The organism is Dyadobacter sp. 676 (assembly GCF_040448675.1).
In the GTDB taxonomy this organism is placed as follows: domain Bacteria; phylum Bacteroidota; class Bacteroidia; order Cytophagales; family Spirosomataceae; genus Dyadobacter.
Map to the genome: position 1 here is coordinate 297258 of NZ_CP159289.1, position 13827 is coordinate 311084.

A 13827-nucleotide genomic window follows, 5' to 3' on the forward strand; every position below is an offset into this window, starting at 1 on the left:
ATCAATAAACAACCAACCTACCCCTCGATGTAGTAGTAATGTAGGGGTGATTTTTCCGTGAAAACATTTCACTTGTGCAATATGAGGTAGTAATGTAGTAATCCATTGCTACCCCGCTGCCTCCTTGTGCCTATACCTTTGCCGACGGTACGCCAGTATTACTTTTTCAATATTTAATTGGGCAAAGGTCATTTGCCGGATCTACTAAATTTTAATACCAAACATTTATGAGCAAAAAAATTGTACTATTCTGTAGTGTGCTGATGCTATGTGGCCTGATACAGACCGCCTTCGCCCAAAACCGGGTCGTGAAGGGGAAAGTGACGGTCAAGGCGAAGGGCGACGAGCTGGTGGGCGCTACCGTGGTAGTAGAAGGCACCAATTATGCGACCATTACCGATGCGGGTGGAAATTACTCCATTGAGGTGCAGCCCAACTCCGTGCTGGTGGCCAGTTTCATCGGGATGATCACGCAGAAAATCCCTGTCGGTAACCAGTCCGAGATCAATTTCGAACTCGAAGAATCGATCGACAACCTGAACGAAGTGGTTGTAGTAGGTTATGGCGCCCAAAAGAAAAGCGTCGTAACGGGCGCGATTTCGAGTGTAAAAGCCTCCGATCTGCAATCGATGCCCATCAATCGCCTTGAAGAAGCATTGCAGGGCCGCACCTCCGGGCTCACGATCGCCGCCAACTCCGGCCAGCCCGGTTCGGCCGCGACGGTGCGCGTACGGGGCGTAACCACGCTGAACAACAACGACCCGCTGTACGTGGTTGACGGTGTCGTGGTTGATAACGGTGGTATCGGTTACCTCAACCAATCGGATATCGAGTCGATCGAAGTCCTGAAGGACGCAGCCTCGCAGGCGATTTACGGCGCGCGTGCAGCTGCGGGGGTTATTTTAGTAACTACCAAAAAAGGCAAGGCCGGCGGCATCCGTGTGAATTACAACGGATACATCGGCGTGCAGGCCCCTGCCCGGAAGCTCGATCTGCTGGACGCGACCCAGTATGCGACGATCCGCAACGAAGCGGCTGTAAATGCGGGACAACCAGCCCCTTATGCCAACCCGGCTGCATTCGGGAAGGGTACCGACTGGCAATCGCTGATCTTCAACAACAGCGCCAAACGCCAGAACCACGAACTGAGCATCAGCGGCGGCTCGGAGAAGTCGACATTCTACCTCTCATTCGGTTATCTCAACCAGGAGGGTATCGTGGCGACCGATATTTCCAGATACAAAAGAACCAGTATCCGGCTGAACTCCGAGCACAAACTGGCGAAATGGCTCACATTCGGGCAAAACCTGGGTTATGCGCATGACAAATCGGTGGGCCTGGGCAATACCAACAGCGAGTTCGGCGGCCCGTTGAGCTCCGCCATTAATCTCGACCCTATTACACCGGCGGTAATCACCGACCCGGCAGTGGCGAACGCGGCGCCTTATACCAACAAAGGTGTCCTCCGTGATGCTAATGGCAACCCTTACGGCATTTCACAGGCCGTGGGGCAGGAAATGACCAACCCGCTCGCGTATATCCAGACCCGGTTGGGCAATTACAGCTGGTCGGACAACATCGTGGGCAACGCATACCTGATGGCCGAACCCGTCAAAGGTTTGCAGCTGAAATCGACGATCGGCAGCAAGCTGGCTTTCTGGGGCAACGAGAGCTTTACCCCTATTTCGTGGCTCAACGCAGCTTCCGTAACCTCTCAAACGAGCTTTAACCGCACCAATAACCGTCGTTTCGACTACAATCTGGAAAATACCATTTCCTACACCCGCCCTTTCGGCCTGCACAATGTGAATGTATTGCTCGGGCAAGGCGCCTACCTGGATAACAACACGAGAATGACGAGCGTGACGTTCTTCAACGTCCCCGCAACCAATTTTGACGACGCTTCCCTGAATTTCAAGGTACCCGCCGACCAACGCAACTCCGACGGCTCCGAAGGTGCCAAACATACCGTGAGCTCGCTTTTCGCCCGTTTGAATTACGACTTTGACGAGAAATACCTCGTGCAGGCATTGGTACGCCGCGACGGTTCTTCGCGCTTCGGTTCGAATCACAAGTATGGTATCTTCCCTTCGTTCTCGCTCGGCTGGGTGCTTTCGCGCGAGGCATTCTTCCCGACCAACAATGCCGTCAATTTCCTGAAATTCCGCGGCGGGTACGGGGTAGTCGGTAACGATGGTATCGGCGACTTCGCCTACCTGTCGACCATCGGCAGCGGCCGCAATTACACCATCGGCACGTCGGGCAGCTACATCATCGGTTACAGTCCCAACGCCCCGGCAAACCCCGATCTGAAATGGGAACAGACCAGTCAGACGAACATTGGTTTCGACGCGACGATCTTCAACAATGTGAATGTGACCTTCGAATGGTTCAGGAAAGCCACCAAGGACATTTTGCAAAATCCGCGCATTCCGGGCTATGTGGGCGCAATCTCGAATCCGGCGGCCAACATTGCCGACATGAAAAACACCGGTGTGGAGCTCGAACTCGGCTTCCGCAAACGCCTTGGCGAGGTCGATTTCTCGATGAACGGAAACGTATCCTACATCAAAAATGAAGTAACAAACCTGGGGAATGGCGTAGAATACCTTTCCGGCGGCGCCAGCTTCCAGGGAGCGCCCCCGATCACCCGCACACAGGTAGGACAGCCGATCGGCTCATTCTTCGGTTATGTAAATCAGGGTATTTTCCAAACGCAGGAAGAAGTGGACTCCCACGTTTCGGCCGACGGCAAGAAAATCCAGCCCAATGCAAAACCGGGTGATTTCAAATGGGCCGATCTCAACGGCGACGGCACGATCACCGAGACCGACCGCACGTTCATCGGCAATCCCACCCCAAAATGGAACTATGGCCTGACTTTGAATGCGACTTATAAAGGCTTCGACATCGTCGTGTTCGGGCAAGGCGTCGCCGGCAACCAGATTTTCCAGGGGCTACGCCGACTGGATATCGCGAATGCCAACTGGCAAACCGACGCGCTCGACCGCTGGACCGGCCCTGGGACTTCCACGACCTTCCCCCGGATCGTCAACGGCGACCCGAACAAGAACTTCCAGAACCCGTCGAGCTTTTACCTGGAAAAAGGCGACTTCTTCCGTCTAAAAACGCTGCAAATAGGCTACTCGCTACCGGCCGCGGTGATCGGCAAAGTGGCTATGAAAAAGGCACGCGTGTATGTAATGAGCCAGAATCTGTTCACAATCACCAAATACACGGGCTATGATCCGGAGATCGGCGGCAGCGTGCTGAGTATCGACAAGGGCATTTACCCTCAGGCGAGATCGTTCATGGTAGGTTTGAATATTGGTTTTTAATTGATTAATACGAATAAAATGAAATTGAGATATCACAAACTCGTGACTGCCCTGGCCTTCACCGCCGGCTTGCAGTTCATGTCCTGCTCCGACAGCTTCCTCGAAGTAAAACCCAAAGGGCTGAACCTCGAAGCGAACTATTACCGCAACCAGGAAGAGGCATTCAACGGCCTGGTAGCGGCCTACGACGTGGTGGGTTGGCAGGGTAACGGCTACGTCACCACCATCGCCACGATGAACGCGGCTTCCGATGACCACTACGCGGGAGGCGGCGGCCCGAGCGACATTATGGATTTCCAGGTCATTTCCAACTATACCCTGAACCCGACCACCGGCCCGCAGGGGGAACTCTGGCGAAAAGGCTTCTCCGGTGTGTTCCGCACCAACGCAATTCTCGAAAAGCTCCCCGGCGTACCAATGGACGAAACCCTGAAAAAGCGCTACACGGCCGAAGCCAGGTTCTTGCGCGGATACTTCTACTTCGAGCTGGTAAGATTATTCAAAAACGTGCCGCTGTTTACCCGCACCATTTCCACGCAGGAAATGTACGATGTGGTGCAGGCGTCTCCGGCCGAGGTTTACGCGCAGATCGAAAAAGACCTCACGGAATCGATCGCCGATTTGCCGGTTACCATCAATGCGGCAACCGAAGGCGGACGCGTAGGGCAAGGTGCGGCACATGCGATCCTGGGCAAGGTGTATTTGTATCAAAACAAATTCGCCCAGGCTGCACAGGAACTGGCGAAAGTGAACGGTACACCGGGCGGCAACAATGCCTACGGTTACAAGCTGCTCGATAACTTCGGCGACCTTTTCAAGACGAAAAACAAATTCAACAGTGAATCTATTTTCGAGATTTCCTTTACCAACACCTCCGCGGGCGGATGGAGCTGCGTGTCGTGCACGGAAGGCAATGTGATGAACATCATTACCGGCCCGCGGGGTTATAACCGCAAGTCGGACGCGGCACCGGACTATGTTTCGGGATGGAGCTTCCTGCCGATCACCCCGTCGCTGTTCGAGGCGATCCATTTCGATCCGCGTTACAAGGCGACCGTCGCGAACCTCGACAGCCTGGAAAAAGCAGGCGCCGCGACTTACGAGAAAGGGTACATGAATACCGGCTATTTCCTCGAAAAATTCGCGGGACGGCAGTCCGATCGCTGGACAGGTGCCGGCGCTCCCGAGCTGAATTTTCCGCAAAATATGTACGACACCCGCCTGGCCGACACCTATCTGCTGGAAGCCGAAGCCCTTGTACGCGGCTCGGGCGACCTCACCCGCGCAGCCGCGCTCCTGAACGCCGTGCGGGCACGCGTGGGCCTGAAACCCGTAGCCGCTACGTTTGAAAACATCAAAAAGGAACGTCGCCTCGAACTCGCCGGCGAAGGCCACCGCTGGATGGACCTCGTGCGCTGGGGCGATGCGCCTGCCGTGCTCGGCCCGAAGGGTTTCATTGCCGGCAAACACGAAATTCTTCCGATTCCATTGCTGGAACTGGAAAACACGAAAATCGAGCAGAGTAAAGAATGGGGCGGAACCAGGTAGCGTGTTCCGATACCCATAGCAGAAAGGCTTGGAGCATTGCTCTAAGCCTTTTCTTTTGATTCATCCACATGAAAACCCAGAAAGAAATTGAACATATTCACTTCTGTGGGCAATTGTAACTTCTTACGCAGTCGGTAACGGCTCACCTCCACGCCCCTCAGCGAAATGTTCATGAGTTGCGCGATTTCTTTACTGGAAAGATTCATCCGCAAGTATGCGCTCATTTTCAACTCATTGGCCGTCAGATTAGGATATTTCTCTTTCAATGCGATGAGGAAATTGCTGTGCACACTGTCGAAATGTTTGGAGAACTGGCCCCAGTCCTTATCGACCTTGTTCTCGTCGGCCACGACCTTGATCATCTTTTTGAGATCATCGTTGATCTTTTCGTCCTCGGCATTTTTCGTAATCTTGACCAGGTCTGTTTTCAGTTTGGAAAGCAGCTCCGCCTTTTGCACCAAATGCATGGCAGAAGTGGCCAGGTCGGTGTTTTTATGCAGGATTTCGGCTTCCAGTTTTTCGTTTTTCAGCTTGATAATCTCTTTCTCATTTTTTTCAAGTTCCAGTTGGTGCAGGTATTGCAGCCTCTTCTGTTCTTCCAAATGCTTTTGCTGCTGTTGGAGAAACCGCTTTTCCTGCCATTTGTAAAGCAGCCAGGCCAACCCCAGCACAAGCACACCGTAACCGACGTACGCCCAGACCGTCCGGTACCAGGGCGGCAGGATCACAAACGAATAGCCTGCAATGTCAGATTCGCTGCCAAAGTTGTTCCGCGCTTTTACTTTAAATGTGTAATTCCCCGGCGGCAAATGCGTGTATTCCTTCGAGCTTCGTGCCGACCAGTTGGACCAGTTGCTGTCGAAACCTTCCAGGAAATAAGCATATTCAATGCTGGATTGTTGGCTGAACAAGGTGGAGGAAAATTCGAATCCTACGGAATTCAGGCGGTTGGCTACGCGTGGTACCTGGTCGTCCGACTGTGTTTTAACCTCATTGACCTCCCCAAAATAGCCGCCAAAAAGAAGCGAGTCTGTCCCGAATGACCGCATCGTGCTGATCTGCACGTCGATATGGCTTTTATTCTGTCTGTATTTTTTGTAATTGATATGATAAATGCCCTTCTCACCGCCTATGAGTATATTTTCTTCATTCAGCGGATGAATATACTCGAAGCCGGATACCATTTTGTGGTTGATCTCCGGAAGGAAAATGATCTTCGGCTTACCGCCGCTCATATCCACTACACCCAGCTCTTTCCCGCGAACAAACCAGACATTACCAGCCTGATCTTCTTTCAAGTAGCGCACGCCGAGATTTTGAAATATCCCATTATAATAACCCGAAGCCGCAAACCGGTCGGTAGCCGCATTGTATTCATAAATACCCTTTTCCGTGGCAACCAGGATCTTGTTCCGGATCTTATAAATGTAATTATGGTTCAGCGAAAGCGGCAGACCGTCCTTGTGGGTGTATAAGCGCGCCAGTGACTGGCCATCGTCATGGAGTGTCACTTTGTACACGCCCCGGTAGGGGTGCGACGTCCAGATGACGTTTTCCTCGCGGGCATCCGTGCACAGGAAGCGCGATGCCACATCAAAACCGGTCACAGCACCCGACGGCCGGAAGGTAGTACCGTCGTATTCCAGGAAATTGACCCCGTTGTAATTACCTACCGCCACTTTTTTGACCGGATAAATGCGCGATAGCGGCAAAAAGCCCCAGAAGCCGTTCCGTTTTTCAATCTGTCGGGCCTGGTTGCCGTCCACTTCGAATATGCCCTCGTGATGCGCCATGAGCAGCTTTCCGTTGATTTCAGCAAGCCCCCACACCTGCCCCCGCGAATGCTCCACATACGTAAATGTGCCTTTCACATAGCTCAGATCGCTGAATTGTCCCACCGCCACCGAATACAGGCCATTGGACGTGCCGACATACAACCGGCCCTTGTAAATCACCGATGCATATCCCGCCTCGTCCTTGCTGGCGGCCGGGTACATGGTTTTAATCGCATTGTCATAGGCGACGAAATCGATGCCATTATCAAGGCCGAGCCAGAGGTTCTTGTCCTGATCGCGGAACACGCTGAGGACGTTGTTGTTCTGCAAACCATCGGCCCGGGCGAAGCGGTGGACAAATTCACCCTCATTGGTAACGATGTAGCAGCCGCCCAGGCTGGTAGCGAGCGCTATCAGCTTGTCGTTTACCCGGGTTGCGGCGTAAATGCGCTCGCTTTTTACTTGGTCGATGAATGTGGATTGCAGCCGTGTGGCACGCTCGCCCGACAGCTTGTACAACCCCGCGTCCATCGTGACAAGCAATACATTCTCTTTATCGATTGGCAGCAAGCCGGTCGAGAGGTATTCGGCAGGCAGTTCGCCCGTTGTGATCCAGGGAATCCAGCGACCGTTGTCATAGCGCAGCAGACCACTTGCCGCATCCTGCGCTACGGCAACACCTTGGCAAACACCCATAAAGCGCCAGTGCGAGCCGCCGCTGAAAACGCTGATCGCATTGTCTTCATACACAAAAATGCGGTTACTGGCCCTGAAAAAAACGCTGCCCTTCAGCACGGCCACATTCCAGATATCGGCAAAGCCGCGGTCGCGCTCGTGCACCAGATTACGCAGCGAAACATAATGCAATACCCCGCGCTGATCAGGCGTAAAATAGCCGAACTCGTTCTCGCCCCCGATATAAATGCGGTTGTCCGCCCCGATTTCCAGCGAGCGGACCTTGGTTTTGTTCGGCAATGGGTAGGTACGCCAGTAAATGCCGTCAAAAGTGAGCAGGCCTTCATTATTGGCAAAATACATGATGCCGTTCCTGCCCTGGCGGATCGCCCAATTCTGGGTTCCGGCGTGGTAGGTTTGCTTGGAATAGTTAACTACCTCCGGTAAGCCGATGGTGTTTTGGGCGTGCAGCCGCAGCCAGGATATCAGCAGCATCAAAAGACAGGTTACCCTTATCATATGCCGGCGTTGCAATGCGCAGATAGGAAGATTGACGTAGTGGCTAACCGCGTCAGAGCGTTTATTTTGCAATTTTTGTTAGGTTGTTGTAGTAATGTAGTAGCGTATCATACACGATATTGTGCAGGTAGCCTTACATTTGAACTCGCAATATATTACATTCTTTTCAGTGTATTTCAATATGAATTTTGGAGCCCATGAGAATTTTCACGCCTAGATCTGTCCTGTTACTCGGCATTTGCCTGCTCTCCGGTCTGATGGCCGTCGGCCAAGTAAAACAGGTCGATTTCTGGCTTACGAACCTGGATAAGTCGGCCCTGTTTCAGCAGCAGTCTGGCCTCCCATTTCAAAAGTTGGGTCATAACACCGTCATCGAAACGCCGGTTGTCAGTATCAATTCGAAAAAGAAATGTCAGGAAATCGATGGCTTTGGTTTCACGCTGACTGGCGGCAGTGCGCAGCATTTGACGGGTATGAGCAAAGCTGCCCGCGCTACTTTACTGAAAGAACTTTTCTCCACCGCGGGCAACGGAATTGGAATGGCCTACCTGCGCGTGAGCATTGGGGCATCCGACCTGAACGAGAAGGTATTTTCCTATGATGACCTTCCGCGAGGCCAGACTGACCCTGAAATGCAGCACTTTGATCTTGGCCCCGACCACAACGACGTGATTCCCATTTTAAAAGAAATATTGGCCATTAACCCGAAACTGAAAATCCTCGGCTCGCCATGGTCGCCGCCGGTTTGGATGAAAGACAATGGCGACACGCGCGGCGGAAGCCTGAAACCGGAATGGTATGATGCCTACGCCCGATATTTCGTGCGCTACATCCGTGAGATGAAGAAGGAAGGCATCCGGATCGATGCCATTACCGTTCAGAACGAGCCGTTGCACCTAGGCAACAATCCGAGCTTGCTGATGCTGGCGAAGGACCAGGCCATTTTTGTCAAAAGCCATTTGGGACCTGCATTCGAAAAAGCCAAAATCGATACCAAAATTATCATTTACGATCACAATGCAGACAAGCCGGAATACCCGATTTCCATTCTCGACGACCCCGGCGCTAAAAAATATATCGACGGCTCGGCATTCCACCTTTATGGCGGCACCATCGACGCACTGTCCAAAGTTCACGACGCCCACCCCGACAGGCACATTTATTTCACCGAGCAATGGATGGGCGCACCCGGAAATTTTGCCAAAGATTTTCCAAATCACATTAAAAACCTGACCATCGGGGCGACCCGGAACTGGGCCCGTACCGTGCTCGAATGGAACCTGAGCAGCAACCCTCAAAACCGCCCCTTCACCGACCGCGGAGGATGCGACCGCTGTCTTGGCGGCGTCACCATCGACGGCGACAAGGTTACGCGCAATGCAGCTTATTATGTGGTCGCTCACGCTTCGAAATTCGTACTTCCGGGCTCCGTGCGGATCGCTTCCGGAACCAATGCGACGATTGGCAGAGGCCCTGATGAGAAGTTGCTGAACGTAGCGTTTCTACGGCCGGACGGCAAGAAGGTCTTGATCGTATTGAACGACTCGGATACAGTAAAGAAGTTCACGATTCAGGATGGCGAAAGTTTCGTGGTAACCAACCTGAAAGCGGGTTCCGTAGGGACGTTTGTCTGGTAGGAGTTCTGAGGTAACGTTTTAGCGCAACGTACCTATTGTTGCATGCCTGACGGCATTTTGAAGGGTCATACGGACGCCGGGTGCTACCAATATACATGCCTAACGGCATTTGCGCGAGCGCCCAATCGCGTAGCGATGTAATATTGGTAGCAAAAACATGTTAGCGAATTTTCAAAAATCCCGTCAGGATGCAACAGCAACTAAAACGCCACCTCTCTCGTATGTCCGCGAAAATCGGTAACTTCAACCCTTTTCAATCCCTCGCGCGGCAATGCCACATTCCGGCTAGATTGCGATAAATAGCCCGAACCGTATGCTAATTCAATGCGCTTCGAACGGCCGTCGGAATATGTCGCTACCGCGACTGCGTCTTGCGCGTTGGGTTTAATATAAACCATTTTGTTATCACCCCCCCCCCCACAAATGCCAGCAACGGGCCGTTATTTTGAGCGGCTAAAATCAATGATTCTCCATTATTCAACCGCAAATGCGCCATTCCCTTTGCGTCGCCTGGTACAAATATGCCGCTCCGGGCTGCATTCAACGGTATGAATCCACCTTTGCCGTCGCCAAGCATCAGCAATCCGTTCAGCCCGTCCAACCTTCCGCTAATAGATTCTGTGGCGTGGCTATTGCCTGAAAGCATCAGGTCAAGGTGACCATCCTGGTTGAAATCTTCGGCCAGCAGGCCATAAACGGCACCCATTTGGGCCGCAGCAGGCAGGTATTTCAATGCGAACTTCCCGCCACCCTTGTTTTCGAGCAATACCGATTGCATGGTTTCACAAACCAGTTTGCGGGCATCTTCGAGCTCTTCGGGTTTGAAAATATCGGTAATTTTCGCATTGGAATAATCAGCGTAGTAGACGAAGCGCTTTTTGAGGAAATTCATCTGACTCGTCATTTCGTCGCGCGGGTGCGTGGGATAGAGATCGCTGCCAATGTACCGGGCAATGACAGGGTCCATGGTGCCGCTTTTATCGAAATCTTTGGCGAGCAATGTCAGCGGTTTGTCGTTCGAGGGTTTTCCTTCGCCGTTCAGGCCTACGTTACCAAGCACATAATCGTTATCACCGTCCTCGTCGAAGTCGCCGGAAACAATGCTGTTCCACCAGCCGGTTGTGTTTTTCAAGCTCGTTTGTGTGCTCACGTTGAGCAGCTTACCGTTAGTATTTTTGTACAAAACAATGGGCATCCATTCGCCTGCTACGATGAGGTCTACCCAGCCATCCTGATCGAAATCGGTCCACAATGCCGTGGTTACCATGCCAATCCTTTTAATTTCGGGACAAACCTGCTGTGTTACTTCCGTGAACCCGCCTCCCTCGTTGCGCAGAATATAGCTCTCCCCCGGCATCGGGTAAGCACCGGGAGCGAGCCGGCCTCCTATGAAAAGATCGAGATCACCGTCGCGGTCGAAATCAGCGGCATTTACCGTAGAGCCGCTGCCCGTGAGCAGAGGCAATGCACGGGTATTTAAGCTGAAATTCCCTTTACCATCATTAGTATAGAGCCTATCCTGATAATATCGCGAGCCAGCCTCAAACTCGTTGCTGCCGCTCACGACGTACAAATCTGGGTAGCCATCGCCATCAGCGTCGAAGAACAGCGTACCCATATCCTCTTCATATTTCTGCCCGGATACCAGCGCCTTCGCGCTGAAACGCTGCTGCCTGCCCTGAATAAACATTTGCCCGGACTGGTTGAATGCTCCACCGATGTAAAAATCATCTAGTCCGTCGTCGTTCACGTCAGCGACCGTGATACCCGGTCCGTTTTGGGATAGCAAATGTGGTAACAATGGCTGTATTTTGAAGTCGATGTAGAGTTCGTCCTGGTGCTGAAAATCAATGCCGCTATGCTTCAATCCTGTGAATAATGGTGCAATTGATGCATTGCGGGTAGGCTTGGGATAGTTTGCGGGAGCATTTGTTGTCGCTTTTGCATAATCCAGTTCGAGCATTTGGCCGGCCTTCATGTTTTTTAAAACCTGCATCCGCGAGTCGGGCCAGATCACTGCCAGGCTATCGATTTGGGCCGCACTGCCGAGGCCGAAATGCTCGCGGTTGGGCTCGGTGGTCGACTGGTAGCCGCGGTAGGGCGAATGCTCGGCATACTGCTGGCCTTTGGCCGTCCAGAGCCAGATTTTGGCGCCGAGCCCGTCCCGGTTCAATATGGAACCTTTCAGTTTCACAGTCAGCGAATGATGTTCCGCATTGCGTTCAGAATGGTTTTCATATAAAAAAGCTTCCTGATCGATGTTATTCATCGCGATATCCAAATCGCCATCATTGTCAAAATCGGCATACACCGCGCCATTGGAGAATGATGGAATATCAAAACCCCATTCTGCCGATTTGTTGGCGAATGTGAGGTCGCGGTTGTTGGCAAACAGGTAGTTGGGCACATGGGCACCTTCTACTTTCTTCAATGCCTCAGCCAGCCGGCGGTTATCGCCCCGACCGGTGCGCATTTGCATTTCGTACTCGGCCATACGGTAAATCACAAAGTCGCGGTTGGTGATGTCCTTGGGATAGCCGTTGGTGATCATCAGGTCGCGAAAACCGTCGTTGTCATAGTCGGCAAACAATGCGCCCCAGCTCCAATCGGTGGCTTCCACACCCGAGTAGCGCCCTATTTCGCTGAAAACGGGCCGGTTTTCGCCTGGCGCGTTGCCCTCATTGTGCTGCAAAGTGTTGCGCATGAACTGCGGCTCATAGCCCATCCTCAGCTCCGACAAATGCCGGTCATAGTTCATCAGTCCAAACATATTCTTCCGGCGAACAGGGTCCTCCGGCAGCATATCCACGGTAATGAAGTCGACCAAGCCATCATTATCGATATCCGCAGCGTCATTACCCATTGCCGAATAGCTTTGATGCTTGAAATAAGATGCTGTTTCGTTTTTGAAAGTCCCATTCTGCTGGTTGATATAAAGCAGGTCGTTAGATACATAATCGTTGGAAACGTAGACGTCCGGCCAGCCATCATTGTTTACGTCAGTGACCGCGATACCGAGTCCATAGCCCTCTTCGAGAATGCCGGATTCTTTGGAAACATCAGTGAATGTGCCGTTTCCATTATTGCGGAAAAGACGGTCAGCATTGGGGGAACTGCCATCGCTGACTTTCGGCCGGATATTATTGGGCCCGTGCATATTCATCACATTCGTGACGAGGTAAGCGTCCAGATCGCCATCGTGATCGTAATCAAAGAAGGCGGCCTGCGTGGTGTTGCCGCTGAAATCGAGGCCGTAAGTTTTTGCTTCTTCTTTAAATGTGTTGTTTTTCTGATTGATGAAGAGCAGGTTCGGCAACGAACCAACCTGTGCCGGACCTGCCCGGCATACGTAGATATCCAGGAAACCGTCCGCATTGATATCCACCATCGCCACGCCCCTCGCCCAACCCCCGTCAACCTGAATGCCGGATGGAGCCGTAATATCCTCGAACTGAATCCGCTGATCTTTACTTTTGTTCATGTACAACTTGCTCTCGCTCATATTGCCGGTAAAGAACAAGTCGGTAAGCCCGTCGTTGTTGATGTCACCGGCCCCTACCCCGCCTCCGTTATAGAAGTATTCGTAAGTGAGGATGTTGAGCTGGTCGTTTTCATGAAGCCGGTTATTAAAATGTACGCCTGTCTGGTCGGGTGACAGCAGTTCGAACAGCTTATTGCCTTCTTTTTTAGAAGTACAGGCGCCAGTCAGAAAGGCAATGCATAAAAACAGAGATAGCGGGCGGGTCATGGCAAATACTTTATTGCGTTCCTGCGGCAGGCGTTCCTGCGGCAGGCGTATGTATTTTGCTAAAAAACCTGACTTCATACAGTTCCTGATTTTTGCCGGGAAGGTAAGGCTTCTGTGCCTTTTTCAATATCAGCTGCTCATTGGTAAGCTTCACGATTTGGAAACCGCTCAGCCTGTGGCCGATCGAATCGGTGTAAATCAGCGAATCGGCAGAAGGGAGCTGATAATGGTAGGTCTTGAATCTCTCCTTTTTGCGCTCGATCATCACCCCATCGGCCCCATACTCGAAGGTAGACCAATGCTCGTCAAAAGTATTATTGGTAAAACTGAACCCATTCACGAAGTTCCTGATCGAATCCGTACGCCAAACGCCTTCCAGTGCGTCCTGGCGGGTTTGGCACGAGGCGAGGAGGATGGCGGGCAGGGCCAAAATGGTTAGCAAGTTTCGAAGTTGTGGCATTGTCTTAATTTTGAATGACCGAATGACTGAATGACCGAATATTTTTTCTTTTACACTATAATCATTCAATCATTCAATCATTCAATCATTCAATCATTCAATCATTCAATCATTCAATCATTCAATC

General features: G+C 52.1%; 6 protein-coding genes. 3 read left to right on the forward strand and 3 right to left on the reverse strand.

Annotated features, from left to right (window positions below; translation table 11 throughout):
* Positions 1 to 227 precede the first annotated feature (227 nt).
* A complete protein-coding gene (locus tag ABV298_RS01520; protein WP_353720440.1) occupies positions 228 to 3338 on the forward strand; it encodes a TonB-dependent receptor in 3111 nt (1036 codons plus the stop codon).
* Between the two features lie 18 nt (positions 3339 to 3356).
* On the forward strand, positions 3357 to 4886 hold the full coding sequence (locus ABV298_RS01525; protein WP_353720441.1) for a RagB/SusD family nutrient uptake outer membrane protein: 1530 nt from the start codon (positions 3357 to 3359) through the stop codon (positions 4884 to 4886).
* A 41-nt stretch (positions 4887 to 4927) separates the two neighbouring features.
* On the opposite strand, the gene ABV298_RS01530 is transcribed toward ABV298_RS01525, so the two are convergent.
* On the reverse strand, positions 4928 to 7831 hold the full coding sequence (locus ABV298_RS01530; RefSeq protein WP_353720442.1) for a triple tyrosine motif-containing protein: 2904 nt from the start codon (positions 7829 to 7831) through the stop codon (positions 4928 to 4930).
* Positions 7832 to 8112: 281 nt separating this feature from the next.
* On the opposite strand from ABV298_RS01530, the gene ABV298_RS01535 reads away from it, so the two are divergent.
* On the forward strand, positions 8113 to 9492 hold the full coding sequence (locus ABV298_RS01535) for a glycoside hydrolase family 30 beta sandwich domain-containing protein (protein WP_353723123.1): 1380 nt from the start codon (positions 8113 to 8115) through the stop codon (positions 9490 to 9492).
* Between the two features lie 355 nt (positions 9493 to 9847).
* On the opposite strand, the gene ABV298_RS01540 is transcribed toward ABV298_RS01535, so the two are convergent.
* The gene (locus tag ABV298_RS01540) at positions 9848 to 13318 is read right to left on the reverse strand and encodes a VCBS repeat-containing protein (protein WP_353720443.1); all 3471 of its coding nucleotides are present in this window, start codon (positions 13316 to 13318) and stop codon (positions 9848 to 9850) included.
* Complete coding sequence (locus tag ABV298_RS01545; RefSeq protein WP_353720444.1) at positions 13251 to 13700, reverse strand: hypothetical protein; 450 nt, start codon at positions 13698 to 13700, stop codon at positions 13251 to 13253. The genes ABV298_RS01540 and ABV298_RS01545 overlap by 68 nt, the downstream gene beginning before the upstream one ends.
* Positions 13701 to 13827 lie beyond the last annotated feature (127 nt).